We start from the raw sequence: 26287 nt of genomic DNA on the forward strand, positions 1-26287 counted from the left end.
GGAAAAATCAATACATTAAACCATTAAATAAAAAATATAAAATTATGGATCGCAGACATTTTGTTAGAAACGCCGCAGTGGGGATAGCTGGGTTAACAATATTGCCTTCAGGACTATTATTCGGAAAGAACGCAGATAAAATCAGGTTGGGTTACATTGGCGTAGGGCTACGCGGACGGAACCATATTGGTGAAGGCCTGTTACGGTCGGACGTGGAAATTGTGGCAATATGCGACATACAGGAAAGCTCGCTTGCCTATTGCAGGAAACAGTTTGTGAAAGCGGGCAAGAAACTTCCCAAAGAGTATACCGGCGGTCTTGATGCCTATAAAAAGCTGCTGGATAGAAAAGATATCGATGGAGTTATCATTTCTACCCCATGGCAGTTTCATAAAGAGCAGTCGATCTATGCGATGCGTGCCGGTAAGTATGTAGGATGTGAAGTCATTGCAGGGATCACTGTGGAAGACCATTGGGATATCCTGAAGGTATATGAAGAAACAAAAGTTCCTTACATGACGCTGGAAAATGTATGCTACAGAAGGGATGTCATGGCGGTATTAAATATGGTGAGGCAAAATGTATTTGGCGAGCTGATCCACCTGGAAGGAGGATATCAGCATGACCTTCGTGGGGTACTATTTAATGATGGTAAGAATTTCGATGGCAAAGGTGCGGAGTTTGGTCCAAATACCGTTGGTGAGGCACAATGGAGAACTCAGTTTAATGCCGACAGAAATGGTGATATCTACCCGACGCATGGTATTGGCCCTGTGATGAACTATATTGACATCAACCGTGGCAATCAATTTACCAACCTGGTATCTTTTGCCTCCAAGTCGAGGGGCCTGAACAGCTATATTGAAAAAGTATCACCTGGAAATAAAAACGGGAAGATCAATTTCAAAAACGGCGACGTGGTCACCACCATGCTCAACTGTGCGAATGGAGAAACGGTAACTTTAACACACGATACGCACCTGCCACGCCCTTATTCTATAGGTTTTCGTGTTCAGGGAACAGAGGGGCTGTGGATGGATGTTGCAGATTCCATTTATGTAGAAGGCAAGTCGAAATCTTATGATGAATGGGACAGCGCGAAAATATGGACTGAGAAATATGACCACCCGCTCTGGAAAAAGTATCAGAATGAGGCCGACGGGGCTGGACATGGCGGTATGGACTGGTTTGTATTCAATGCCTTTGTGCAATCGGTCAAACAGCGCAAGCAAACACCTATTGACGTTTATGACTCGCTGACCATGAGTGTGATCACCCCGCTTTCTGAAAAATCTATTGAAGAAGGAAATATGCCTCAGCAGTTTCCTGATTTTACCAATGGTGCCTGGAAAGACCGCAAGAATACTTTTGCAATTGATGACAGTGGATTTTAATCCACTGTCATTTTAAAGCTATCTTATGGCCGCTGCTGTCCCATCGTCCGGTTTAACGGGGATTTGAACAGCTGCAGCAATTCTGCCGACTCGTACGACACCAGCTCTCCCGCATCTACTTCCAACAATTCCGCGATCTGGAAAAGCCGGTCGATGGAGATTTTACTATATCCCAGCTCCAGTTTACTGTATGCATTTTGGGAAATATTCAATTTCATTGCGATGTACTCCTGGGTATAGTTTCTGAACTCCCTAATTTTTCTAATGTTATCTGCTACGATCTTTGGCCTTCTCTCAGGATTCTGCTTCATAAAATCAAAATTTGTTCTTGAAAGCGTCATCTATAAAAACGAAAAAAGCAGATTGCTGGATTTTACAGCTAATCTGATTTAGCGAAATTTCGTCAATAAGGGCCTTTGTACTCATTTATGAAGCTGTTGAAGTAAATGCAGGCACCGGCGCGCGCAACAACAGCCTTAACTTTTTTTTGTTTGTTTTTTCGCACAACATCAGCGCATAATGTATTCATTTGGGTTGTTCGAAACGAAGAACCGATGCGGACTTTGCTGCGTTAATAGATGTAACAAACCTGATGCGGCCCGCTGCTCAGCTTGGGAAGGGTAAGCTGAAAACCTTTAACAGAGTAGGCGACATTAAATATTTGTACTATGAAATTCCAAGAGTTAAATCAAAACGAAATGACAGAAATCAATGGTGGTGGATTATTTGGTAACAGTGATTCATCAAATTCAGGAGGATTGTTAGGAAACATAGGAATCGGTAATCTATTATCTTTTTCTACGACTTCGCAAGACGGGGATGAGTCTACTTCATCTTCCTTCTCGCTAGGAAATGGCATCAGCCTTGACCTGGGCGGAGTGTTTAACAGCTTGTCGAGCTAAGAAACAAATTTTAATTGTAACATAAAAAGGGAGCACCATTACAGTGCTCCCTTTTTTGGAACTAAACTTCCGTTCTTTCCATTACGTATATCATCGAAATCATCCCCCATGGAACATCAGCACTACATCTTCCCCCAGGAAATTATTGAAAATACTGCGGAATACCATTTCCAGCACCACCGGTCACCCACAAAAATCATCTACCAATGCCTGCTCATCTTTCTGGCCCTGGTGTTACTGACGATCTTTTTTGTAAAGGTGGATGTGAACGTGAAAAGCACCGGCCTGTTCAGACCTGTGCAGGAGCGTACAGACATCAAGCCCCTGATCAGCGGTCGCGTGGATTCCGTTTTTATCAAAGAAAATACCCATGTCGAGGCAGGACAAGTGCTGCTGACCATCAAAAGAGAATCCCTGGAAGGAAGGAATGACCTGCTGGAACTACAGCAGTCTGATGTAGATGCGCAATTGTCAGATCTTGAACAGCTGTTACATGCCTATAAGATCAATGACTGGTCGAAGAAATTAAAGCTGGAATCAGGGCTGTACGGTCAGCAATACAGCCTCTTTATGCAGCGCATTGTGGAGGCACGTTCCCGCCTCGGACTGGCCAGAAAAAACCACGACCGCTTTTATTACCTGTATCAGCGTAAGGCCATTTCGGCCGTAGAATATGATGAGGTAAAGCTGAAGCTCGACAACATCAAAAATGAACTTGGTCTGATTGCCGAAACACAGGGGAGCAGGTGGCAGACGGAGCTCAATGCGCTGAAGATCCAGCAGCGTCAGCTGGGAGCGCAAAATGAACAATACGATGAAGAAAGAGATTTTTATACCCTGCGTGCGCCCGTTACGGGGTCGGTGCAACAGCTCAAAGGTCTGCAGCCTGGCAGTCTGGTGAGTGCCAATGAACTGCTGGCAGAGATTTCGCCAGACTCGGGTTTGATTGCAGAAACCTACGTGCTGCCCAAAGATATTGGATTATTGAAAACAGGAACGAAGGCGAAGTTTCAGATTGATGCCTACAACTATAACCAGTGGGGAATGGTAAAGGGAAAAGTAATCTCCATCTCCAGCGACATATTTATGGATAAGGGCAATCAGCCTTACTTTAAGGTCAGGTGCCTGCTGGACAAACACCAGCTGTCTTTGAAAAATGGTTATGTTGGCAAAATCAAAAAGGGGATGACGCTGCAGGCGCGCTTTTTTGTGACCCGAAGAACCTTATTTCAGCTGTTGTACGACAAGGCTGACGACTGGCTGAATCCGAATGTTACACCGGCAGAGGAAAAGCAAACGGCGGCAATATGAGTAAGGTAGCCAGGAACTTTGCTGACCTCATTAAAGGAATGGCGTCAGGCTTCAGGGCTGGGGTGGTCAGCAAAAGAAAAAATAAACTCATCAGTGTCAAGCAACACGATGTGACCGATTGTGGTGCCGCATGCATTGCTTCTATCGCTGGCTGGTATGACCTTGACCTGCCTATTGCCCGGATTCGCCAGTATGCTTCAACGGATAAAAAGGGCACCAATGTACTCGGTCTGATAGAGGCAGCTGTAAAGATCGGCTTCACTGCCAAAGGCGTGAAAGGCAACTTTGAACATTTGCCGGAAGTACCACTGCCGGTCATTGCACATGTGGTGGAAAACAACTTGGCGCATTACATCGTCATTTATAAGATCAGTAAAACGACCATTCAGGTGATGGACCCCGCCTATGGGGAACTGCAGGAAATCAGTCATGATGTTTTTCAGAAAAAATGGACAGGAGTGCTGGTCATGCTCTTGCCCGGCGACGACTTTTCGGGCGGTAATGAGCGCATCAGTATTGAACAGCGTTTTATCTATCTGCTGATGCCACACCGGAGTGTACTGTTGCAGGTGCTGGCCGGAGCGGTATTCTATACCATCCTGGGGCTTTCCAGCTCCATCTTCCTGCAAAAAATTGTCGATAATGTTCTTCCGGAGGGCAATACCAATCTGCTGAACCTAATGGGGATCGTCATGATTGCCATCATCTTTGTGCAGGTTTTTATCAACCATGCGAAGACCATGCTGACCATAAAAACCGGGCAGCAGATTGACGCCAGGCTAATCCTCGGTTACTACAAACACCTGCTGAAGCTGCCTCAGCAATTTTTTGATACGATGCGGGTGGGAGAGATCATCTCCCGTATGAATGATGCGGTTAAAATCAGGGCCTTTATCAATGAAGTGCTGGTAGGTTTTCTTGTGAATGTCTTTATTCTCATTTTTTCCTTCGCCCTGATGTTTACCTATTACTGGAAACTCGCACTGATCATGCTGATTGTAGTGCCCCTATATGCGCTCATCTACTATTTTTCCAACAAGGTGAATAAACAGACTCAGCGGAAAGTGATGGAAAAAACCGCGGAACTTGAAAACCAGCTGGTGGAGTCTGTGACTGCCGTAAGCACCATCAAGAGGTTCGGACTGGAAGATTTTGCCAACCTGAAGACGGAAACCAGGTTTATTGGCCTGTTGAAAACCATTTATACCTCCGGCGTCAACTCTTTATGGATCGGCAACCTCAGTTCAACGGTATCCAGTTTGTTTTCAGTAATCCTGCTATGGACGGGGGCGAGCTTTGTCCTCAATAACCTCATTACACCAGGTGAGCTGCTCTCTTTTTATGCGATTATCGGTTATTTTACGGGGCCTGTCATCAGCCTGATCGGGATGAATAAAATCCTTCAGGATGCACGGATTGCGGCCGACAGGTTGTTTGAGATTATGGACCTGGAGCGGGAGGCCACAGGCAGTAAAACGGATCTGTCTGAGGACATGATCGGCGACATCAGCATTCAGAACATCCACTTTAGGTACGGGAGCCGTGTCAACGTTTTTGAAAATTTCAGCCTGTCGATTCCAAAGGGAAAGATTACAGCCATCGTCGGGGAGAGTGGCTCCGGTAAAACGACTTTGTTGTCCTTGCTGCAAAATATATATTCCCTGCAATCAGGGAGCATCCTCATTGGGGAGTATGACATCAAGTACCTGACCTCCTACAGCTTGAGGAGAGTCGTCGGAGTAGTCCCACAGGATGTTCATCTCTTTGCGGGAAATGTGATTGATAACATCGCTATCGGGGATATGGAACCTGATATGAAAAGGATCATCCGCATCTGTAAAGATATTGCCATTATGGATTTTATTGAGAAGCTGCCACATGGGTTCAACACCTACCTTGGTGAAAATGGCGCCAGCCTGTCCGGCGGACAGCGGCAGCGTCTGGCGATCGCGAGGGCCTTATACCGGGAGCCGGAAATCCTGATCCTGGATGAGGCCACTTCTTCTCTCGACTCTGCATCTGAGGCTTACGTACACCATACTGTAGACTTGCTGCGAAAAAAGGGTAAAACCATCATCCTCATTGCCCACCGTCTGAGTACGGTGGTCAATGCGGATAAAATTGCGGTACTGAAGCAGGGTCGCCTGATGGAGGAGGGCAGTCATGCGCAGCTGCTGGAACAGGAAGGTTTGTACGCCGAAATGTGGGGCCGCCAATACCATGCATAGTAAACGGTTAGAACAGTTAGAATTCCAGCCGGTAGTTTAATGTAGGGACCATGCCGATCCATTTCGCCGGTTCAATGATCCTCTTACTTGGGTTGTAGTGCATGCCAAGTGTGTTCTCCTTGTTCAGTAGGTTTTGAATGTCCAGGATCAACAGGTGATTGACACGTTTGCTGTTGATGCGGTAGCTGCCGGAGAAATCTATGCGGAAGTATGGATCGGCGGTAAGGGTGTTGATTTTAGACTGGTCAATCACTTCTTCGTCGAGGCGGAAGGTTTCTTCTATCTGCAGAGGGCTATATTTCCTGCCACCGGCATAGATGATTTTTGAGTTCAGTCCGAAGAGGTTACGTCCGTCCTTTCCGGCTTTCCATTCTTTGCCGACAACAAGGTTCGCCACGTATTGTGTGTTGAAGGTGGTATTGAACTCCTTTTCACTCAAGGCCTTGAATTTGGAATCGAACAGCGAGGTCGTCAACATGTAATAATAACCATTTGTCAGCGATTTCTCCAAGGACAATTCCAGCCCGTAGTTTTTTCCGCTGCCTTTATTGACCAGCGACCTGTACGAACTGGACAAAATCGCATAGTTGTCCGAGACATCCAGCAGGGAGAAGTTGATGGATGGATCGGCAGAGACAGGTACATCATAGAGGTACTGATAATAAACTTCTGTTTTGAATTTCAGGTTTCCGCCGAGCAGTTTTTCATAACCCAATACCGCCTGTGCCGATTTGGTTGGTTTCAGCTTTTCAGAAGGCGGTACTCCGACAGCCGGTGCCTTTTCATTCTTTGCAAAATAATAGGATAGTGGTTCTATTCTATTGTAAATCCCGGTAGCGAAGGAAAGTGTCTGGCTGTGTTCCAGCTGCCAGTTCAGTCCGATGCGGGGTTCTACACTCCAGGTTTTGCTAAGCACAAAATAGCTGGCATGAATGCCCGTATTTAAGGTCATGCTGTTGTTCAGGCTGGCCTTGTGTTGAAGGAAAGTATCAAAGCTGCTGGTCTGTCCATCCTGATCCAGGAGTTGCCGGGTAGATTTTCGCTCGGTATCATATCCCAACGCATAGAGGTTGTAGCTGAGCAGACTGGCATTTACACCGGCACGTATGGTATTGGTATTGTTTAGCTTGTAATTTATGATACCGGCATAACGGATGGCAGTATTCGTGTACTGGGTATGCTCACGAAGTGCAGGGAGGTATTCGTTGGACAGGGTGTCGATCATACTGGCACTGCGGTTGACGGAGTACGAAAGGATGTTGCTGAAGTACGTGTTGTCGTTGGCAATGTAGAGGTGTTTCAGTCCGGCGCTGCCAGCGTCGAACTTAAAGTTGACATCCTGGCCGTCGATCCTTTCCTCCCATTTTGTATAATCGCGCTCTGCATCATCATTCAGGGCGCCGAGTCCGCCGATTCCAAACAGGGAGAATGTACCTGCTTTTTTTGTGGGCACAACGATGTTAAAGGACAAGTCCTGGTACTTGGGGACACCCTGGTCAGCCACACTAAGGCCTGCTTTTTCCAGCAGACTGAGGGAGGAATAGCGGTAGCTGACGAGATAAGATGCATCGCTGCCCTTTTTAAAAGGACCTTCCATAGCCAGTCCTGCGCCAAGCACGCCGATGGTCAGCGCATACTCCCTTTTGTCTGTATTTCCCTTTCTGAACTTCAGGTCAAAGGCACCTGCCGAAGCATTGCTGTATTCTGCAGGCAGGGCACCGGTATAAAAATCGGAGGTGCTGAGCACGGTGGTGTTGAGCATGCTGATGGCACCACCCGATGCCCCTTCGTTCCCAAAGTGATTGGGATTGATGATTTCTATGCCCTCCAAACGCCATTGCAGGCTCTTTGGAGAGTTTCCACGGACAATAATCTGGTTGTCATCGCCTCCGGCAACTACTCCTGCAAAACTCTGGGCCATCCTTGCGGGATCAAAAAAGCCGCCCGCATATCTATTGGTTTCTTCGGGGGAGAAGGAGCGTGCACTGGTCAGCGCCATCTGATTTAGTGGTTTCTTGTTACTGCTGGCACTCACCACTACCTCACTGAGGCGGTTGTTCTGAGGTTCCATTTCCATGTTGATGACAGCTTCCTTTCCGCTGCTGACCAGAAGCTCCGAGATGATGAGTTGCTGATAGCCGGTCAGGCTCGCCTGGATGGTCTGTCGCCCCAGCGGAACTTTGAAAAGCTGAAACTCACCTTTATCATTGCTGCTCACGGATTTTACATTAGCTGCAGAACTGATCCGTACCGTCACGCTGCCCAGCGGCAGTCCGCTGATCCTATCGGTTACTGTTCCTTTAACGATTTGTGTGAGCTGCTGGTCGTGTAGAGGAGTCTTTTCCTGCGCAAACATCAGCTGGCCGCAAAACAGCAGGGCCATAAAAAGTAGGGGGCGTAATTTCATAGAATGATTCGTTTTCATCTTATGACACCCAATTTTACTTTTACCCCTACGTCATGTGCGTATAAATCAAAACATAACGAGAATAAAAATGTAAAATTTGGCCAATGGAAGCAATTTTAATAATTGTTGAAAATAATCCTATTCCTTTCGCGTTTATTTTCACTAGATTTATAGAGTTATTCTGTTTATGTTATTTATCGTTTTTTTTAACGGAATAATCTATATATTTGATATACATGGATTTATCTTTAGCAATCTCAAACGTCGAAATTGTACAATTAATTAAACAGAAAAAGCCGGAAGGCTTCAGATTGTTGTATGATAAGTATGCCAGATCGTTGTATGGGATCATTTTTCGCATGGTCAATGACAGCGTCGCAACGGAAAAAATCCTCTCCGAGACTTTTGTCCTGGCAACAAAGGGAATTGAGGGTTATCGTCCGGAGCGTTGTACACTATTTATATGGATGTTGCAGATCTCCAGATCATTATCTCAGGCACATATGGCTCAGTCCAGGGTGGAAAAAAGCCAGGGGCATACCAGTATTTTTGACCTGGTATTCAACAGGGGATTTTCTGTTCAGGCGGTATCAGATTTATTGTTAAAGCAGAAAAGCGATTGTGCTTTGCTGTTCAGGAAGGAACTTAAGAACTTAAACCCGGAGTTGTTGTGAATTTAAAGGATTTTATAGATAGTGGCATTTTAGAATTATATGTCCTGGAACTGCTGCCACAGCAAGACAGGGATATGGTAGACCTGTTATTGGTGGAGTTTCCGGACCTGAAAGCAGAAGTACACAAGGTTGAAATGCAGCAGGAGCGAAAAGCGATGGAGCAGGAGAAGGCTTGCCGTACTTCTTTCGAAGAGATGCAGAAAATTATGCTCAATTCGGCGAAAGAGCAGAAAATGCATATCGATGATCTTCCCCTGATCAACAAACATTCCGATTACAAAAAATGGCATCGGCTGGTCCATGAGACGGCTCCAGAGGCACTCATTTCCGATAATTATCAACGTGTATTGCGGAGCGAGAACGGGGTTACACAGGTATTGGTGGTTTCCGCTTTTGATATCCCTGATGAGTTGCATGACGACTCTTATGAAAGCTTTCTGATCCTTAAGGGCGAATGTCGCTGCACCGTTGGTGATGACGTTTTTGGATTGACCGCTGGTGGCTTCACCGAGATTCCATTGAACGAAAACCATAAAGTGGAGGTGATCAACGCTCCGGTAATGGCCATTGTACAGTATGTGGCCGCATGATCACCAGAAGTTCATCACAAACAATACCTTTGACATAAATAAGTCACAATGAAAAATGCAGTGGTAATCGGGGCGACAGGTTTAGTAGGTAGCGAATTGGTAGCTCTTTTGTTATCGGATGAACGCTTTGAAACGGTAACTGTTTTTACCAGGCGCAGCTTAAAGCTGCAGCACCCGAAACTCCTGGAACACCTGATTGATTTTGACCAGTATGACAGCTGGCAGCATCAGGTAAAAGGTGATGTGCTCTTCTCTGCTTTAGGGACAACGTTGAAACAGGCTGGCAGTAAAGCTGCGCAATATCACATCGATTATACCTATCAGTATCATTTTGCCAAAGCTGCGGCTGAAAGTAAAGTTTCGGTATATGTACTGGTGTCTGCCGCGGCGGCGAGTCCGGATTCAAAAATGTTCTATTCAAAGATGAAAGGGGAGTTAGAGCGTGATGTAAAACAGCTGCCTTTCTCCAGTATTTATTTTCTGCAGCCAAGTCTGCTGGTTGGTAAGCGTGACCATTCGCGTTTGGGAGAAAAGTTCGGAGAGCGAGTGCTGGCTGTATTTAATGCGCTGGGCTTGTTCAGGAAATACCGGGCCATTTCTGGAAAAACCGTTGCTCAGGCCATGATCAATGCTGCGCTTACGGCCAATCCGGGTGTGCACGTATATGCCTTAGATGATGTATTTACACTTGCCGGATCGAAGGGCTAACACCATCGCTGTTTTTTTATGTAAATTTGCGGCTCAGATATTGATTTGATTGTTGTAGGGAACTCAAATCACAGATACACGCCAGTTGAATGCAGATTAAATCACAAACCGTACGTTTATTTTTCAGAAATGCCATCAATTTATTTCGAAGTGAGTATTTTTCTGATGCGTTAAGGACAACCTTAAGCATTATTCTTCCATTTGGCATATTTTACAGCTTTGTGGATGCCCATACCGCCATTGCTGTCGGTGTAGGAGCGCTATTGATCAGCCTTACAGATTCACCGGGAACACTAAAAGATAAAATGGTCATGTCCGTGAGCAGTCTTATCGTTTTTTTCCTCATTTCACTTATTACAGCTTTGCTGCTCAAAAGCATCTTTTATACTGCATTGCTGATTCTCCTGTTGTGTATGGTGTTTTCGCTGTTTATGGCACTTGGAAAAAGATATGGGCTGCTGGGCACCATGGCACTGATCCTGATGACTTTCGTGCAGGGGCTGCGTCCTGAGCATCCACTGTCGTTCAGTGGGTATATTGTGCTGGGTGGCATTTGGTATTACATGGTAAGCCTCGTACAGGCGCGCCTTTGGCGCATCAGCTCAGTAAGACATGCTTTAGGAGAATGTATTTTGTCAACAGCAACTTTTCTACGTGCGAAAGCCAGCTTCTACCGTCAGGATAGTAGCATGGAAGACAATTATATGCGCATCATTAAACTGCACAACAAGGTCAGTGAAAAGCAGGAACAGGTGCGTGACCTGCTGTTGAGGGACAGAAAACTGATGAAGGAAGACCATTCCCAGGGACAACGTTACCTGCTGGCCACTAGTCAGGTGATCGACTTATACGAGCTGATCAGTGCGATACAATACGATTATGAAGCCCTGCAGAAAGTCCTTTGCGATACCGGACTGCTGGAGGCGGTGGAGCGCTGTATTGAAAGTCTCGCCAACGACCTGCAGTCATTGGGGATGTCACTTCGTGCGCAGGCAAGGGTCAGATTTACCGATACTGCGGAGCAGGAAATCAAAATCATCCAAGAGAAAATTAACGGACTTAATGCTCATGGAGAAATGGCCTACGTTTCTATTCTGCTAAAGTTACAGTCGAACATCGATGACATCTATCTTGGACTGAAACAAGTTACAGCGACGCTAACGAGTAAAGCGGAAGCCATAGATTTCTCTAAGGAGATTCCTGCCTATCAGCTTTTTGCTGATGATGACACCCTGAGCTTCAGGATACTTACCAAACACCTGAACTTTAGCTCACCGGTATTCAGGTTCGCCCTGCGATTGTCGCTGGCCTGCCTGGTAGCCTTTAGTCTGACCCTGCTTCCGGTAGGTTTTTACAGTTACTGGATTCTGTTAACCGTTATAGTGGTCATTAAGCCGAGCTTTGGCCTCACCAAAAAACGCAACTTGCAGCGTTTAAAAGGAACATTGGGTGGTGTGCTTTTGGGCGTTATTGTTCTGGCATTGATCAGCAATACTCTGGTGCTGCTCATTCTCTCTGCACTATTTCTTTTTGGCTATTTTGCCTTTTTGCGGTTAAACTATGCGCTGAGTATCCTCTACCTGACACCGATGGTCATCATCTGCCTCAATCTTTATGACCACAATGATTCGATTGTCATACAACGTACTTTTGATACCCTTGTAGGCTGTGCTATTGCTTTCGGTGCATCCTATCTGTTTCCTTCCTGGGAAATTAAAAAACATACTACTTATATCAAAGATGTGATTTATGCGAATCTCAGTTACCTGAAAAAGCTCCACGAGCAGGCGCTGGGGATTCCCTCAGACATGACCTCATTTAAACTTGCGCGTAAAGAGGTGTATACCAAACTTGCTGCACTGTCGTCTGGAGTGCAGAACATGTTGCTGGAACCCAAAAAGGCACGTGGCGAAGTACAGCATCTTTATGAATTCCAGATCCTCAGTCACCAGTTGTCCTCTACTATTGCCTCGTTTTTTCCCTTCCAAAATTCCGAGGGGCATCTGGAGCGCATCAAAGACAAAATTGCAACCGCCATGCAAACGCTCGAATTTAGCATTGAGATCCTGGAGAATGCTGCTTTGATGCCTATGGTTACAGATGATGAGGCAATGCAGGAGCTGCCTGATATGGATCAACCCGGGCACTTGGAGCAGCACAAAGTTCAGCAGATTTTACGCATCACAGCTGCAGTAAAAGAACAAACGTACTACCTTCGAAATGATCAGCTGGTATAAGGTTTGATTTTACCTTTTTCAAAGTTTAGGAACAAAGAATATGGGTAGCCCTCATCAAGGTAAAATTTAAACGGGCACCTTTGATGTTGTCTTCCATAGTTGTTGCTTTTCATCATGATGTTCCGGCAGTTCATTTTCCATAAAAACAGTTTGAAGGCGGCTTCCGGTTCTTTACAATCCCGCGAATAATCGATATACAGGATCAGATGGCAATTGGCAGGAGCCATTTATGAGAATGTCACAGGAGATGTCGATGGGGCCAGCTATATTTGCGGGATGTTAAAAAGATGGATGCTGATTAATTTTCTCGTGCTGTTGTTGAGTGCTCTTCAGATTAACTGGGCGGTACATGAAGGCCTTTCTGGTTCGGATATGGGGCTTTCTCCGTGGCTCCATACGGAAATGTTATGTCTGTATCCTTTAATCGTAACGAACATGCTGTTGTTGATTTTCAAGAAGCGCAAAAGTGGTTATCTCACACAGGCCACCATCCTCAGCACAACGGTGTGCATCTACTGGTTGTTGGTCAACTACTTGAATTTTAGTGTTTATGTCACTAGTTGGAGCACTTTCTCTGTGTCGGAAACCTGGATGCATGTGGGACTTAGGTCTTTGCTCCCTGTTGTCAGTTGCGGGCTGCTGCTTTTTGTTTCAGTTTGCTTTTCCCTACGTCGATCGTTCAATTTTATTGCCACGCTCCCCTAACCGACCAACTGATGTTTACAACATTGAGACTATCGGTTGCGATGCCAATTTGTTGTGCTAGTCTTCAATTTTAGAATGATGTTTGGTATCCTTCATTGTGGTGTAAAGTATCAATGAGATCAGGATACAAAGACTGACGTACCAGTAAAAGTAATTTTCATGGCCAATTCCCTTAAACCATAAGGCCAGGTATTCTGCCGTGCCGCCGAATATGGCAACGGTAAGTGCATAAGGAAGGCCAACGCCCAGCGCCCGGATGTGCGCAGGGAACAGCTCAGCTTTCACTACTGCGTTGATGCTGGTATAACCGCTCACGATGATCAATGCTGCAATCATCAGCAGGAAAATAAATATTTTGCTCCCTGCCATTGGCAATGCCGTTAAGATGGGATAGGTACATAACGTACCCAGGACACCGAATCCAATGAGCAGGGGCTTTCTGCCAATGTGATCAGACAACAAGCCAAACAGTGGCTGCATGATGGCGAATACCAGCAAAGAAGAAAAGGATAACATAGTTGATGTTTCCTTGCTCAGGTGTACGGTATTGACCAGGAACTTCTGCATGTAGGTACTGAAAGTGTAAAAGGCGATTGTTCCTCCTAATGTCAACCCCACTACTGTAAAAACTTCTTTCGGATAGGCCATGAGTGCACGTATACCTGTTTTCTTTTCTTCTTTGGATTGATTGGTTTTGAAGGCTGCGGTTTCGTCAATATGTCTGCGTAGGTAAAGCGCAATGAAGGAGAGGACGGCACCGACAAAAAAGGGGATACGCCATCCCCAGTTGTGCAGCTGTTCGGAGGTCAACAGCCAGTTCTGTAGAATCAGTTGGATGCCCAATGCGAGTAACTGGCCCCCAATTAAAGTTACATATTGAAAACTGGAGTAAAAACCACGGTGTTTTCTGGTAGCCATTTCACTGAGATAGGTGGCGGAAGTCCCATATTCCCCTCCAGTGCTGAGCCCCTGAACCAGACGCGCAAATAGCAGAAGTAATGGAGCGGCAATGCCGATTTGCCTGTACCCGGGCGTGCAGCCAATAATGAGCGAGCCTATGGCCATGATGAGTACGGATAATGCCATTGACCGTTTACGCCCGTATTTATCGGCAATGCTGCCAAACAGCCAGCCCCCGATGGGCCGCATCAGGAAGCCTACGGCGAAGATCCCTGCAGTATCCAGCAGTTGCGCCGTGGGGTTGCTGTCGGGAAAAAACACGGGTGAAAAATAAAGTGCAAAAGCCGAATAGCTATACCAGTCGTACCATTCTACCAGGTTGCCGATAGAGCCTCCAAAGATAGACTTTAGACGATATTCAACATTTTTTACTTCTGTATGTGAATTTGCATTCACTGGTTTATTTTCCATTGCCGTTACATTAATTTGGATATGTCTATCTTAATCTGGGTACATTTGTGATCTGTGTTCCTTACCGAAATTGACATTTATCTGTCAGATTACCAAACACTGGTTGATCTTGAGGAGGAAATAAAACAGATCTGCATATGCTACGTTATGATAATGGAGACATTGTTAATCTCCTGAGGACAGGCATGTTGATGCCCAAAATAAATTGATATGAAAATAATACTTTCAAAAAAAGCAGGTATTGATTAAGTTTGAATTTCAACCACAAGACAATCTGATGAAACTATCTAAGACAATTATCACAACGACATTAATACTGGGAGGATTTACTTTGACTCAGGCACAGGAAAATGCAAAACATGAAGATACCGAGTTTTATACTCCGGTACCAAATGTAGTGACCCCAGCTAAAATTGCAGGAGCTGCACCTTCGGATGCAATCATTTTATTTGACGGCAAAAACCTTGACCAATGGGTAATGACAGATGACCGCAACACACCAGCAAAATGGAAGGTGGGCAAAGGTGTATTTACTGTTGACAAGAGTACTGGTAACATTGAAACCAAGCAGTCTTTTAATAACTACCAGTTGCACCTGGAATGGAAAATTCCTGCAAACATCACCGGCGAAGGGCAGGCGAGAGGTAACAGTGGACTCTTTCTCGCTTCAATAGGTAAAGGTGACCTAGGCTATGAGCTACAGTTGCTGGACGGCTATAACAACAAAACCTATACAAATGGAATGGTGGGCAGTGTATACAAGCAAACCACACCAATGGTCAACGCGTCGAAAAAACCAGGCGAATGGCAGACTTATGACATCATCTGGACTGCGCCAGTATTCAATACTGATGGAACAGTAAAGTCGCCTGCAAAGGTAACCGTCCTTTACAACGGTGTTATTGTGCAGAATAATTTTGAGCTGAAAGGCCCAACCCAATATGTGGGGCAGCCGTCTTACCAGAAGGCACATGGACCATCACCAATTAAACTGCAGTCGCACGGCGACAAGAGCGAGCCGATCAGCTTCCGCAACATCTGGATCAGAGAAATTTAATCCTTAAAACCGGAACTGCCGGTAGCTTCAAAATTCATAAATGCCCGTAAGTATTTCACGATACTTACGGGCATTTTTTTACTTGTCGTCCTTGGGAAAGAGCAGGACAGTACATGATGCCGTTTTAAAAGTTAATGCAGATATTAGTCCTCATCCGAATATACCGCATATGAACAGCCGTTATTACAAACCATTGGCTTTAGCAATGTTGCTGGTGCCAGCACTCTCCGCTTTCGCTCAGAAAATCAGTGTCAGCGATCTTAAAGTGGAACACCAGCGCAATCCCCTATCCGTAGAAACACCTGCACCTAGGCTCAGCTGGAAAATTAGTTCAGGTACGAAAAATACCTTGCAGACCGGCTACGAAATCAGGGTGGCAACGGCAGAAAATGACCTCAAGTCTGGCAAAACATTGGTCTGGAAAGCACAGGTGAAATCGGCACAGTCGGTACTTGTTCCATATGCCGGATCGGCATTGCAGTCCAAGAAGCGTTATTTCTGGCAGGTGAGGGTAACAGATAATCATGGTAAAACCTCCCCATGGAGTAGTGTCCAGTTTTGGCAGACAGGCCTGAAGCCTTCCGACTGGACCGCGCAGTGGATTGCTGTTGCAGGTAAGGATACGGCTGCCCAAAGTCCTTTGTTCAGAAAGGAATTTACAGTTGCTAAGAAAGTGAGTTCTGCCATCATGTACGTCACCGCAAAAGGTTTATATGAAGCCCATATCAACGGACAACGCATAAGCGATGACTATCTTGCTCCGGGCTGGACAAGTTATAGAAAACATCTTCAGTATCAGGTGTATGATGTTACTGCTTCACTGAAAAGCGGCACAAATGCTGTCGGTGTCACGCTTGGCAATGGCTGGTATAAGGGAAGGATTGGATTTGGCGGACAGCGCAATTTCTACGGAGATACGCGGGCGCTGCTGATGCAGGTGGAAATCACCTACACCGATGGAACAAAGGCTGTTGTCAACTCTGATGACAGCTGGAAAACTGCTTATGGCCCCATCATGGCTTCCGATATTTATGATGGAGAGACCTATGATGCGCGAATGGAAAAGTCCGGCTGGTCAACGGAAGGTTATACCGAAGACAACTCCTGGACTGCGGTGCGCACTGTGGAAAAGGGTACTGAACAGCTGGTGGGCATGAGCGGTCCGACAGTTAGAAAGCACGAGCAATTCAAAGCGCTGAAAATATTTAAAACCCCAAAAGGAGAAACCGTTGTTGACTTCGGCCAGAACCTGGTGGGATGGGTAATGCTGAAAGCTAAAGGAGCCGCGGGAACCCGCATCACGCTGAGCCATGCCGAGGTGCTGGATAAAGAAGGTAACTTCTATACCGTCAATCTGCGGTCGGCGAAAGCTCAGGATACCTACATCCTCAAAGGGGATACTGAGCAGGTATTTGAACCTCATTTTACTTTCCAGGGATTCAGGTATGTCAAAGTGGACGGTTTTCCCGGAGAACTTAAACCTGAAAACCTAACGGCTGTGGCGCTTTATTCTGCCATGGAAGAAACGGGAAAATTTACTACCTCCAATCCGCTGTTGAACCAGTTGCAACACAACATTCAGTGGGGACAAAAAGGAAACTTCGTAGACGTGCCTACTGATTGTCCGCAACGGGATGAACGTCTGGGCTGGACGGGAGATGCACAGGCATTTGCCAATACAGCTGCTTACAATATGGATGTTGCGGGTTTCTTTACCAAATGGTTAAAAGATGTAAAGGCAGACCAGACCTCCAGTGGTTTGATCCCGCATGTAGTTCCCAATGTCCTTAACGATAGGGAGGGTGCAGCTACAGGCTGGGCGGATGTATCGACTATCGTTCCATGGGATATGTATGTGGCTTATGGCGATCAACGGCTGCTGGAAGTGCAATATGAGTCAATGAAAAACTGGGTCGGCTACATGACCAATGCGGCTAAAAACCACCTTTGGAATACGGGTTTTCATTTTGGTGACTGGCTTTTCTATCGCCCTGATGATGACAATGATGGAAGGGCTGCGGTGACTGACAAATACCTGATTGCACAGACTTTTTATGCCCACTCTACTCAACTCATGATCAATACGGCAACAATTCTGGGCAAGACTGAAGATGTTGCGCGGTATACGTCACTACTGAAAGAGATCAAAGCTGCTTTCGTGAAGGAATATATGACCGCAAACGGGCGACTGGTTTCAAGCACTCAAACGGCTTATGTGCTGGCACTCCACTTCGATATGCTACCTGAAGAACTGCGTTCATCAGCTGCGGAAAGACTGGTGAGCAACATCCGCGACTATGGCAATCACCTGACCACAGGATTCCTGGGCACACCTTACCTGTGTCACGTGCTGACCCGTTTTGGTCACAATGATGTGGCCTACGACTTGTTGATGCAGGAAAGTTACCCTTCCTGGCTGTACCCCGTGAAAATGGGGGCAACCACCATTTGGGAACGATGGGATGGGATTAAACCCAATGGCACTTTCCAGACCCCGGACATGAACTCTTATAACCACTATGCGTATGGGGCCATTGGCGACTGGATGTACAGGAACATGGCAGGGATCAGCTCCGATGCAGCTTCACCAGGATATAAAAAGATCAACATCTCCCCAAAACCGGGAGGGAAGGTAACCAGCGTTTCAGGACAATTGGATACTCCTTATGGGATTGTGAGCTCCTCATGGAAAATAGAAAATGGTACTTTTAAACTTGATGTGCAGATTCCCGCAAATACGACGGCAACAGTGACGCTGCCTGGAAAAATCTCCGGCAATGGAAAAGACAGCGCAAATGCTGAAATTGGTTCAGGAGTTTATCATTTTGAATGTAAAATAGATCAATCCAAAGGCTCCTAGTATAGGGAGTCTATGGGTTGAATCAGCCCAATATAAATGGCTAACTATAGAGGATAGCAAGGCATACTCAACGTTCGATGCTGGAAATGCCGATGGAGTTTGCCTTGCCCTTTAACTGGATTTGCCCTAAGGAGTGGGTCTTGAAATGCCTGTCGGCACCACTCTGCTCCAGAAAATGGTCGGAGGTAAGGAACTTTTTCTGGTACTCATTACATTTGCTTTGGATCCTGGCGGCTACATTGATGGTGTCTCCGTGATAGGCAATATCTACCTTAACTTTGCCAATCTCTACGGCGGTCACCGGCCCCATATGTAGCCCTGCCTTGAAGTTAGGGACCTGCCCATAAGTGGAAAGGTAGTAATCCTCCCGTTCCCTGAACCTTTCTTCGCAGGCAAAGAAAAAATTGACGCAGGCAAGGTCTTTAATGCCTTCACCGACCTGCCAGCTGAGTACGATTTCATCACCAACATATTGGTAGATTTCTGCGCTGTAATTATTCAGCAGCTGGTTGATGTCAAGGAAGCTATCCCTGATGAAACCACTATAATGCAAATGACCAAGTGCTTCGGCAATGCTGGTCGATGACCGTAAATCCATAAACAGGAAAATCCGTTCTTCCGTTCTGGGGCTTCTGTATTTGCCCAGCAGGATGGGTAGCAAAACTCCTGGCCCAAACTTTTTATTGACCTCCAGGATGAAGCTCAAGACGATGGTCATAAAAAAATAGAAGATCGTAAACTGGTAAAAAAGATAACTCCAGTTTTCTTCAGTAAAACTCTGATAGTCGCGTGGAAATAATGGCGCGATGAATGTCGCGGCAAGCACATAATGTACCAGGGCAAACAACATGATCAGCAGGATCAGTGAAATGACGGTTTTTATCACGATGATCCTTCCCAGTGACACCTTTCTAAAAAAGTATTTTTCGAGGCTGTAATCCAGTAAACCTTGTGTCGTGCCGTAAAATAGTGCCATGAAAAGACATATGAGCCCCACAACGCTTAGTTTCATTTCCTCAGTAGCGATGCCATGCTGCAGGTTTACAGAAATGGTCTGTAGATAGATGATCGATGCCAGCAAGATGTTTACCCCGGTCCAGAAAACAACCTGTGCGAGGATCTGCGAAAATAGGGGATGTCTGGCATTGAACTGCCTTGCTCTGGATGTATAACTTAAGCGCCTGGTCATGATGGGTTAAAGATAGTTTTTAAACAACTAACCAGAAAACCCAAAATATCCGTTTCAGCAGCGTATTTGTCCGTTTCAGTCTTCGGTCAAAGCGGTACCGGAACTTTTTTGGTCAATAAATATTAAAAACCAATGTGGAAATCTCACATTGGTTTTTAATATCTTCAAGTTCAATTCAGTCTTATGCCGATTCCAATTCTTTTTTTACCGCAAGAGTTTTAGGAAACAAAATGTTGTTTTCCAGGTGCACATGTCTGTGCAGATCATTTTCAAATTCCTCCAGTTTCTTAAAGAGGATTGTATAGGAATTGCATGCTTCCTGTGGTAAGGCAAAGTTATTGGTGATTTCACGTATGCTACGCAGGATATCCCCCGCTTGTTCATGCTCAGATTCCATCATCTGGATGGGGTTCGAAACATCTCCGAAAACAGTTGGAGGGATCTGTGTCCCATTGATCTGAGCAGCATGGAGTTCCTTGATAAAAGGAAAGAGCATTCGCTCTTCCTTCATCAGATGTGAAATCAGTTCATTGGCGACAATCCCGAACAGCTCTGCAACTTTGACCAGTTCGGGGTGTTCAGCACCGTGTACCCGTGCCACCTTTTCCGCCAGCTCAGTCATGAAAGGAATATTTTCTTTCACATATTCGTGATGTGTATTGACGATATATTCCGCAAGAAATGCAATGTTCCATTTGGAATGTTCATTTTCAGTCGTGCTATCCTGTGCATTCAGCTGGTTTAACGCATTTATGACCGTATCAGGATTGATGCCTTTTTTTTCGCAGACTTCTGCAACAGTTTTCTTTCCCCCACAGCAGAAATCAATACCAAAACTTTTGAATACCTGTGCTTTTCTGAAGTCAGATGTTACAATTTCGCCAATGGTTTCTTCCTTTTTTAATATTCCTATCGTTTCCATAATGTTCTATTTTTGATTATGGAACAAAGTTAGCCGCTCCTCCAGGAGTAGTTTATGACCTCAATCATATCAATTGTCTGGCAGAAAGCGCCTTCAGGAATTGTCAATAAGGAGTTTCTCTGAAATCGTGATACTGGATGTTTAGCTGAGTTCAATTTCAAACAAGCTAAATGCACCTTCCTTATAATGCTCGGGCAGGTCCGCTGTCCATTCAATATGATTGATGCCCTTGTAGGTAAAACCACAGCGCTCATAATGGGCATTGATCCTGTCGTTGCCGCTCATGGTATCCAGTCTGATGAAGTTGATGTTCAATGATTTTGCATAATCCTTCGCCCAGGCCACAATTTTCTCTACATACGAATTTCCACGGTATTTTGGGTTCGTAGCAATTCTGTGGAGATAGATAGCAGGCTGTTCATCCAGCCCCTTCCAGATTACAGGATCACTGAAGGTGATGAGAAAAGTGCAGGCCATGTCATTTGCTTCTTCAATAATGAAATGTCTGCCTTCTTCAATCTCTGTTAACACCCTATGCTTTTCAAAACCTCGCCATCCTTTGTTGGTCATGGTCATCTGATAGCTGATGGCCTCATCATAACGTTTAAAAATCTCGTCTATATCAACTGCAGTGCTCTTTCTAATCAACATATTTCTCTATTTCAATCTCTAGTGGTCGTATTCGTCTATTTTGCTCAAATATAGCTTATTTAAGTTCCCAGGTACACATAAGTGACGACTTCTCAGTTAAACATACTCGCTTAAAAAAGCAACAGATTGTCATCCATTCCTAACATTATTTTATTTAGGAACGATTGTTCCGTAAATCACTTTACATTAGCGGAACGATTATTCCAGAATAAAAAATAGTCGTCATTAACATGAAAAATTTAGAAAATAAAGTGGCTGTAGTTACAGGAGCTTCAAAAGGAATAGGTGCAGGTATTGCTAAAAGTCTTGCAGCAGCAGGAGCTTCGGTAGTTGTAAATTACGCGTCTTCAAAAGCAGGTGCGGACGAAGTGGTAGCAGAAATTGTAAACAATGGTGGTAAGGCACTGGCCCTTCAGGGTAGCGTTACCAGTCTGGACGACCTAAACCGTCTGTTTGAAGAAACTAAACAGTCATTGGGAGCGGTTGACATCCTGGTGAATAACGCAGGGGTATATAAGTTTGGGGCAATTGAAGAAATCACTGCGGATGATTTTCATAACCAGTTCAATACGAATGTCCTCGGATTATTGCTGAGCACGCAGGTGGCATTAAAAAATTTCAATGACAATGGTGGTAGCATCATCAACATCGGGTCTGTAGTCAGTAGCATTGCGCCGGTTGGCAGTTCAATTTATACCGCTACAAAAGGAGCTGTTGATTCGATTACCCACGTGCTTTCTAAAGAACTCGCACCTAAGAATATCCGTGTAAATTCCATTAATCCTGGGATGATAGAGACTGAAGGAACACATACTGCCGGTATTATTGGTAGTGATTTCCAGGTGGAAGCTGTACGCACAACACCACTCGGAAGGATTGGACAGCCTAAGGATATCGCTTCTATTGCGGTTTTCCTGGCATCCGAAGATTCAGCATGGCTTACTGGTGAAACCTTACTGGCTGGCGGCGGAGTGAGATAAGCGCTTGGGATTCTTAAAATAAAGTAATAAATTGAATAGCTTTGCCAGATACAGGCAAAGCTATTCGCAGTTATGGCAAGGACAAAAGATTTTGATGAAAACGAAGTGCTGAAGAAGGCTGTTGAGCTTTTCTGGCTGAAGGGATACAATGGGACTTCTATGCAGGACCTCGTGGAAGGATTGGGGATCAGCAGATCCAGTCTGTATGATACCTATGGTGATAAACACGCGCTTTTTGTAAAGGCACTGGAAAATTATCGCTGCTCGGCATCAGCTAAAGTAAATGAGATCATGGGTAGTAGCACCTCTTCTAAAGTTGCAATTCGCAACATGCTGGAGTTTATCATTGCTCAATTGCTGCATGACCAAAATAATAAAGGGTGTTTTCTGATCAATTCGGAAGTGGAGGTGGCGGCGCACGACCAGACCGTGAGTTCAATGATCTGTGAAAGTGACCAGCAGATAGAAGAAGCTTTTTTCGAAGTCATCAAAAGGGGACAGGAAAGTGGTGAGATTGCCAGCAAACAGGATCCCCGGGCAATGGCGCGCTTCACATTTAATACTGTAAAAGGAATCCGGGTGACTGGAAAAACAAGTAATGACCGGGCAATTTTTGACGACATCATCAGGATGTCTATGTCTGTCTTCGACTGATGGGACGGACACTGGTCATGGGCGATATCCACGGTGCCCATCGGGCGATGGAGCAATGTCTCAACCGTTCAGGCTTTGATCAGGAACGTGATCTGCTGATACAGCTTGGTGACGTCGTGGATGGTTTTCCCGAGTCTTTTGAATGTGTCGAACAGCTGCTGAACATTAAAAACCGCATTTGCATTAAAGGTAATCACGACGACTGGTTTAATGATTTCCTCCGGACGGGTAATCATCCTTCCGGGTGGAGCCATGGCGGCAAAGGCACTATGATCTCCTATCTGGAGCATGCTGGAAAACAGGGTAGGTATATTGACACTGAAAGTGTTCTGACTGCAACGCTTTTGCCAGCAGATGTCCCTAAAACTCATCAGCTTTTTTTTGGTAGTCAGCAGTTATATTATATTGATCGTCATCAACGGTGCTTCGTACATGCCGGGTTTGACCGCAAGCTACCTTTTCTGGATCAGGATCCTGCAAATTATTATTGGGACCGGAGTTTATGGCAGGAGGCACTCGAGCGTTCTGAAGCTCCTTTGCATACTGGTCTCTTTGAAATGGTGACTACCTTTCATGAGATCTATATCGGCCATACGCCCACAACAAAAAATGGAACTGATCAGCCTTTATCTGCATTTAACATCAGGAACCTGGATACGGGTGCAGGACATGCAGGGCGCTTGACAATAATGGACATAGATACCAGGGAAGTCTGGCAATCTGATCCCTTACCAACATTGTACACACAGAATTTCAGGGTTTAGTAAATCCCCTGTTCCTCAATTCCGTGGTGTTTGTAATATAGGATATTTGTAAAATGAAGTATTTGTAAAATGAAAATAAGCATCGCCCAGATTAATCCTATTGCAGGACGGATTTCTGCAAACATTGAAAAGCACATCAGCTTTGTTACCCTTGCCGCCGCGTCTGGAGCGGGCTCAGTTTTTTTTCCTGAACTCTCTCTGACCGGTTATGAACCCCGGCTGGCGAAAGAGCTGGCCACCCATCCCTATGACATCAGGTTTGACGAATTTCAGAAACTCAGCAATGCAAAGAAAATAACGATTGGTGTAGGGATGCCGTTGCAGGTTCAAAGAGGGATCCGCATCAGTATGATCGTATTTCAACCCCATACAGGCAGGACGGTTTATTCAAAACAGCAGCTTCATTTAGATGAGAAGCCCTACTTTAAAAAAGGTACGGAGCAGGTGGTTCTCAATATCAATGGGTTAAAAGTCGTGCCGGCAATATGTTACGAAAGTCTGCAGCCTTCGCATTCTCGAAAAGCTCATAAGCTTGGCGCTGATGTTTACCTGAGCAGTGTAGCAAAATCAGAAGCTGGAGTAAATTTAGGAATGGAGCACTACCCGGCAATAGCAAAGAAATATGCGATGCCGGTGCTGATGGCCAATAGCCTGGGCGATTGCGACGACTTCCGGAGCGTGGGAAAAAGCAGCATTTGGACAAGGAGTGGCGACCTCGTCAGCCAGATGGATGACAGGAATGAGGGCCTGCTGATTTTTGATACAGAAACTGAGGAAGTGATGAAGAAATAAATGTCTTTTTGAGCTTTAAATACCTCAGTATTCTGTCATGTTTAACTCAATATGTTTGTCCTAAAACATAAATTCATGTAATTTTGCCGCATGATCATATATAAAAGCAATGAAGAAGTCGAGCTGATGCAGATCAGCGCCCTATTGGTGAGTGCTACCCTGGCAGAGCTTGCGAAAGTTTTGAAGCCTGGAATGAAAACAATAGAAATTGACAGAATTGCAAATGAGTACATTCTTGATCATGGGGCAGTACCGTCATTTCACAATTATAATGGCTTTCCGAATCACATTATTACGTCGATTAATGACGTGGTGGTCCACGGCCTTCCTGGCGAACAGGAGTTGAGGGACGGAGATATCATTTCGGTCGATGTAGGTACCATAAAAAATGGCTTCCACGGCGATCACGCCTATACCTTTATTATCGGAGAGGTATCAAAAGAGATTCTTCATCTGGTGAAAACCACAAAGGACTCTTTGTTTGAAGGTATTAAACAGGCGGTTGTGGGGAAAAGGCTGGGCGACATCGGTTATGCCATCCAGTTTCATAATGAGCAGCAAGGATTTGGTGTAGTCCGCGATTTCGTAGGCCACGGTCTTGGGAAAGACATGCATGAAGATCCGCAGGTGCCAAACTATGGACATCGGGGAAAAGGCATGCTCTTAAAAGAAAACCTGGTGATGGCCATCGAGCCGATGATCAACCTTGGTAAAAAGGACGTGTACTTCGATCGTGACGGTTGGGCAGTAAGAACAGTGGATGGATTACCATCTGTTCATTTTGAACATGACGTCTGTGTTAAAAAAGGAGAAGCCCTGGTACTCTCTGATTACGCACCTATTGAAATTGCAGAAAAAGCAAACATCAACCTGAATACTTCCTATTATTAAATGGAAATGTTCTTTTATCCGTTGTAGTAAGAGATTAACAAAAGGAAGGTGTAAACCTTCCTTTTGTTAGTTAAAGGTTTGCCGGAACTCCAGTGGGGAAATATTCATTTTCTTTTTGAATAGTTTGTTGAACGATTGAGGATACTCAAAACCCAATTGATAAGCAATCTCTGCAACGGTCAGGTTGGTTCCTGAGAGATATTCTTTCGCCTTCTGCATCAGTTTTTCCTGAATGTGCTGCTGGGCACTCTTTCCAGTCAATGAGCGCAGTAGATCACTTAGATAATGCGTCGACAGGTTCAGTTGACTGGCCAGCAGTTCAACAGATGGAGGTCCTTTTTTGAGGTTGTCGCCCTGTTCAAAATAATCATTTAAGAGGATTTCCATTTTGCTGAGCAGGTCGTGATTGGCGGCTTTTCTTGTAATGAACTGACGTTCGTAAAACCTGTTGCTGTAATTCAGTAATAAATCAATTTGAGAAAGAATGATGTCCTGGGTATGCCGGTCAATGTGCTGGTATTCTCTATCAATCTTCAGAAAAATCTCAGCAATGTTTTCCTCTTCTTTTTCCGAAAGGTGCAACGCTTCGTTTACCGTATAAGAAAAGAACCCATAACTTTTGATCTTTGTAGCAAGCGGATGTTTGTAGAGGAAGTCTGGGTGGATAAATAAGGCATATCCGGAGGCAGGGCTGAGGATGTCCATCTGATCTGGATCAAGCGACATCACTTGTTTAGGGGCGATGAAGGTCATTACCCCCTTGTCGTAGTCGTAGTACTGCTGACCATATTTGGTTTTTCCTGCAATATTACGTTTGAGCGAGATACAATAAAAGTTTACACAAAAATGTGCCCAGATGGAACTGTCTGTAAAACGCATATCCGAGATGCGAATGACACTTACCAGTGGATGCAATGGTTCTGGTAAGGATATCAAACGGTGTTTTTCGGATATGGAATTGATGATTTTCATATTGGATTCTTTTCAGAAATTTACGACA

The 26287-nt window shown here is 45.2% G+C and carries 23 protein-coding genes; 16 read left to right on the plus strand and 7 right to left on the minus strand.

What is annotated here, in order from left to right; genetic code table 11:
- Positions 1-44 precede the first annotated feature (44 nt).
- Positions 45-1394, plus strand: a complete 1350-nt coding sequence (locus PBAL39_RS04790; protein ID WP_039866098.1) for a Gfo/Idh/MocA family protein — start codon at positions 45-47, stop codon at positions 1392-1394.
- 23 nt (positions 1395-1417) lie between these two features.
- Here PBAL39_RS04790 and PBAL39_RS04795 read toward each other — a convergent pair whose 3' ends face one another.
- A complete protein-coding gene (locus PBAL39_RS04795; protein ID WP_050784311.1) occupies positions 1418-1705 on the minus strand; it encodes a helix-turn-helix domain-containing protein in 288 nt (95 codons plus the stop codon).
- Positions 1706-2062: 357 nt separating this feature from the next.
- Here PBAL39_RS04795 and PBAL39_RS04800 point away from each other — a divergent pair, with 357 nt between their 5' ends.
- From PBAL39_RS04800 to PBAL39_RS04810, 3 genes are all read left to right on the plus strand, one after another.
- Positions 2063-2296, plus strand: coding sequence for a hypothetical protein (locus PBAL39_RS04800; RefSeq protein ID WP_008238898.1), 234 nt, complete (start codon positions 2063-2065; stop codon positions 2294-2296).
- 108 nt (positions 2297-2404) lie between these two features.
- Positions 2405-3607: an HlyD family secretion protein gene (locus PBAL39_RS04805; protein ID WP_008238900.1), complete on the plus strand. Its 1203-nt coding sequence runs from the start codon at positions 2405-2407 to the stop codon at positions 3605-3607.
- Positions 3604-5835 (plus strand): peptidase domain-containing ABC transporter, encoded by a 2232-nt coding sequence (locus tag PBAL39_RS04810; RefSeq protein WP_008238902.1) that lies wholly within the window; start codon positions 3604-3606, stop codon positions 5833-5835. Before PBAL39_RS04805 ends, PBAL39_RS04810 begins: the two co-directional genes overlap by 4 nt.
- 16 nt (positions 5836-5851) lie before the next feature.
- Here PBAL39_RS04810 and PBAL39_RS04815 read toward each other — a convergent pair whose 3' ends face one another.
- Positions 5852-8242 carry a TonB-dependent receptor gene (locus PBAL39_RS04815; protein WP_157273901.1) on the minus strand — a complete coding sequence of 797 codons (2391 nt, stop codon included), beginning with the start codon at positions 8240-8242 and terminating at the stop codon, positions 5852-5854.
- Positions 8243-8478: 236 nt separating this feature from the next.
- Here PBAL39_RS04815 and PBAL39_RS04820 point away from each other — a divergent pair, with 236 nt between their 5' ends.
- The 5 genes from PBAL39_RS04820 to PBAL39_RS25225 all read left to right on the plus strand — a co-directional run bounded on the left by PBAL39_RS04820 (position 8479) and on the right by PBAL39_RS25225 (position 13156).
- Positions 8479-8916, plus strand: a complete 438-nt coding sequence (locus PBAL39_RS04820; RefSeq protein ID WP_008238906.1) for an RNA polymerase sigma factor — start codon at positions 8479-8481, stop codon at positions 8914-8916.
- Positions 8913-9506, plus strand: coding sequence for a cupin domain-containing protein (locus tag PBAL39_RS04825; RefSeq protein ID WP_008238907.1), 594 nt, complete (start codon positions 8913-8915; stop codon positions 9504-9506). Before PBAL39_RS04820 ends, PBAL39_RS04825 begins: the two co-directional genes overlap by 4 nt.
- A gap of 48 nt (positions 9507-9554) precedes the next feature.
- Positions 9555-10214, plus strand: a complete 660-nt coding sequence (locus PBAL39_RS04830; RefSeq protein WP_008238908.1) for an NAD(P)H-binding protein — start codon at positions 9555-9557, stop codon at positions 10212-10214.
- An 89-nt stretch (positions 10215-10303) separates the two neighbouring features.
- The gene (locus PBAL39_RS24510) at positions 10304-12451 is read left to right on the plus strand and encodes an FUSC family membrane protein (protein ID WP_008238909.1); all 2148 of its coding nucleotides are present in this window, start codon (positions 10304-10306) and stop codon (positions 12449-12451) included.
- Positions 12452-12664: 213 nt separating this feature from the next.
- Positions 12665-13156 (plus strand): hypothetical protein, encoded by a 492-nt coding sequence (locus PBAL39_RS25225; RefSeq protein WP_157273902.1) that lies wholly within the window; start codon positions 12665-12667, stop codon positions 13154-13156.
- A 57-nt stretch (positions 13157-13213) separates the two neighbouring features.
- Here PBAL39_RS25225 and PBAL39_RS04845 read toward each other — a convergent pair whose 3' ends face one another.
- Positions 13214-14527, minus strand: a complete 1314-nt coding sequence (locus PBAL39_RS04845) for an MFS transporter (RefSeq protein WP_008238916.1) — start codon at positions 14525-14527, stop codon at positions 13214-13216.
- 277 nt (positions 14528-14804) lie between these two features.
- Between PBAL39_RS04845 and PBAL39_RS04850 the strand changes: the two genes are divergently transcribed.
- Together PBAL39_RS04850 and PBAL39_RS04855 are read left to right on the plus strand one after the other, a co-directional pair.
- Complete coding sequence (locus PBAL39_RS04850; RefSeq protein ID WP_008238917.1) at positions 14805-15584, plus strand: DUF1080 domain-containing protein; 780 nt, start codon at positions 14805-14807, stop codon at positions 15582-15584.
- Positions 15585-15753: 169 nt separating this feature from the next.
- Positions 15754-18444: a glycoside hydrolase family 78 protein gene (locus tag PBAL39_RS04855; protein ID WP_008238918.1), complete on the plus strand. Its 2691-nt coding sequence runs from the start codon at positions 15754-15756 to the stop codon at positions 18442-18444.
- 67 nt (positions 18445-18511) lie between these two features.
- On the opposite strand, the gene PBAL39_RS04860 is transcribed toward PBAL39_RS04855, so the two are convergent.
- From PBAL39_RS04860 to PBAL39_RS04870, 3 genes are all read right to left on the minus strand, one after another.
- Complete coding sequence (locus PBAL39_RS04860; protein WP_008238920.1) at positions 18512-19633, minus strand: adenylate/guanylate cyclase domain-containing protein; 1122 nt, start codon at positions 19631-19633, stop codon at positions 18512-18514.
- Between the two features lie 181 nt (positions 19634-19814).
- Positions 19815-20555, minus strand: coding sequence for an iron-sulfur cluster repair di-iron protein (ric, locus tag PBAL39_RS04865; RefSeq protein WP_008238921.1), 741 nt, complete (start codon positions 20553-20555; stop codon positions 19815-19817).
- A gap of 141 nt (positions 20556-20696) precedes the next feature.
- Complete coding sequence (locus PBAL39_RS04870) at positions 20697-21206, minus strand: GNAT family N-acetyltransferase (RefSeq protein WP_008238922.1); 510 nt, start codon at positions 21204-21206, stop codon at positions 20697-20699.
- Positions 21207-21436: 230 nt separating this feature from the next.
- Here PBAL39_RS04870 and PBAL39_RS04875 point away from each other — a divergent pair, with 230 nt between their 5' ends.
- From PBAL39_RS04875 to map, 5 genes are all read left to right on the plus strand, one after another.
- Entirely contained in the window at positions 21437-22186 is a 750-nt protein-coding gene (locus PBAL39_RS04875) for an SDR family NAD(P)-dependent oxidoreductase (RefSeq protein ID WP_008238923.1), read from the plus strand.
- 72 nt (positions 22187-22258) lie between these two features.
- Positions 22259-22840 (plus strand): TetR/AcrR family transcriptional regulator, encoded by a 582-nt coding sequence (locus PBAL39_RS04880; RefSeq protein WP_008238925.1) that lies wholly within the window; start codon positions 22259-22261, stop codon positions 22838-22840.
- Positions 22840-23604 (plus strand): metallophosphoesterase, encoded by a 765-nt coding sequence (locus PBAL39_RS04885; protein ID WP_008238926.1) that lies wholly within the window; start codon positions 22840-22842, stop codon positions 23602-23604. Before PBAL39_RS04880 ends, PBAL39_RS04885 begins: the two co-directional genes overlap by 1 nt.
- A 69-nt stretch (positions 23605-23673) precedes the next feature.
- Entirely contained in the window at positions 23674-24396 is a 723-nt protein-coding gene (locus PBAL39_RS04890; RefSeq protein WP_008238928.1) for a carbon-nitrogen hydrolase family protein, read from the plus strand.
- Positions 24397-24486: 90 nt separating this feature from the next.
- Positions 24487-25287: a type I methionyl aminopeptidase gene (gene map / locus PBAL39_RS04895; RefSeq protein ID WP_008238931.1), complete on the plus strand. Its 801-nt coding sequence runs from the start codon at positions 24487-24489 to the stop codon at positions 25285-25287.
- Positions 25288-25353: 66 nt separating this feature from the next.
- Here the strand turns inward: map and PBAL39_RS04900 are convergent, their stop codons facing one another.
- Positions 25354-26259, minus strand: coding sequence for an AraC family transcriptional regulator (locus PBAL39_RS04900; RefSeq protein WP_008238932.1), 906 nt, complete (start codon positions 26257-26259; stop codon positions 25354-25356).
- Positions 26260-26287 lie beyond the last annotated feature (28 nt).

Source organism: Pedobacter sp. BAL39 (assembly GCF_000170795.1).
Classification (GTDB): domain Bacteria; phylum Bacteroidota; class Bacteroidia; order Sphingobacteriales; family Sphingobacteriaceae; genus Pedobacter.

What these genes read in the sequence shown, in the direction of transcription:
- PBAL39_RS04790 (WP_039866098.1), top strand. Translation starts at nt 45, where the DNA reads ATGGATCGCAGACATTTTGTTAGAAACGCCGCAGTGGGGATAGCTGGG.
- PBAL39_RS04795 (WP_050784311.1), bottom strand. Translation starts at nt 1,705, where the DNA reads ATGAAGCAGAATCCTGAGAGAAGGCCAAAGATCGTAGCAGATAACATT.
- PBAL39_RS04815 (WP_157273901.1), bottom strand. Translation starts at nt 8,242, where the DNA reads ATGAAATTACGCCCCCTACTTTTTATGGCCCTGCTGTTTTGCGGCCAG.
- PBAL39_RS04850 (WP_008238917.1), top strand. Translation starts at nt 14,805, where the DNA reads ATGAAACTATCTAAGACAATTATCACAACGACATTAATACTGGGAGGA.
- PBAL39_RS04875 (WP_008238923.1), top strand. Translation starts at nt 21,437, where the DNA reads ATGAAAAATTTAGAAAATAAAGTGGCTGTAGTTACAGGAGCTTCAAAA.
- PBAL39_RS04890 (WP_008238928.1), top strand. Translation starts at nt 23,674, where the DNA reads ATGAAAATAAGCATCGCCCAGATTAATCCTATTGCAGGACGGATTTCT.
- PBAL39_RS24510 (WP_008238909.1), top strand. Translation starts at nt 10,304, where the DNA reads ATGCAGATTAAATCACAAACCGTACGTTTATTTTTCAGAAATGCCATC.
- PBAL39_RS04870 (WP_008238922.1), bottom strand. Translation starts at nt 21,206, where the DNA reads ATGTTGATTAGAAAGAGCACTGCAGTTGATATAGACGAGATTTTTAAA.
- PBAL39_RS04880 (WP_008238925.1), top strand. Translation starts at nt 22,259, where the DNA reads ATGGCAAGGACAAAAGATTTTGATGAAAACGAAGTGCTGAAGAAGGCT.
- PBAL39_RS04855 (WP_008238918.1), top strand. Translation starts at nt 15,754, where the DNA reads ATGAACAGCCGTTATTACAAACCATTGGCTTTAGCAATGTTGCTGGTG.
- PBAL39_RS04805 (WP_008238900.1), top strand. Translation starts at nt 2,405, where the DNA reads ATGGAACATCAGCACTACATCTTCCCCCAGGAAATTATTGAAAATACT.
- PBAL39_RS04830 (WP_008238908.1), top strand. Translation starts at nt 9,555, where the DNA reads ATGAAAAATGCAGTGGTAATCGGGGCGACAGGTTTAGTAGGTAGCGAA.
- PBAL39_RS04845 (WP_008238916.1), bottom strand. Translation starts at nt 14,527, where the DNA reads ATGGAAAATAAACCAGTGAATGCAAATTCACATACAGAAGTAAAAAAT.
- PBAL39_RS04860 (WP_008238920.1), bottom strand. Translation starts at nt 19,633, where the DNA reads ATGACCAGGCGCTTAAGTTATACATCCAGAGCAAGGCAGTTCAATGCC.
- ric (WP_008238921.1), bottom strand. Translation starts at nt 20,555, where the DNA reads ATGGAAACGATAGGAATATTAAAAAAGGAAGAAACCATTGGCGAAATT.
- map (WP_008238931.1), top strand. Translation starts at nt 24,487, where the DNA reads ATGATCATATATAAAAGCAATGAAGAAGTCGAGCTGATGCAGATCAGC.
- PBAL39_RS04900 (WP_008238932.1), bottom strand. Translation starts at nt 26,259, where the DNA reads ATGAAAATCATCAATTCCATATCCGAAAAACACCGTTTGATATCCTTA.
- PBAL39_RS04810 (WP_008238902.1), top strand. Translation starts at nt 3,604, where the DNA reads ATGAGTAAGGTAGCCAGGAACTTTGCTGACCTCATTAAAGGAATGGCG.
- PBAL39_RS04800 (WP_008238898.1), top strand. Translation starts at nt 2,063, where the DNA reads ATGAAATTCCAAGAGTTAAATCAAAACGAAATGACAGAAATCAATGGT.
- PBAL39_RS04885 (WP_008238926.1), top strand. Translation starts at nt 22,840, where the DNA reads ATGGGACGGACACTGGTCATGGGCGATATCCACGGTGCCCATCGGGCG.
- PBAL39_RS04820 (WP_008238906.1), top strand. Translation starts at nt 8,479, where the DNA reads ATGGATTTATCTTTAGCAATCTCAAACGTCGAAATTGTACAATTAATT.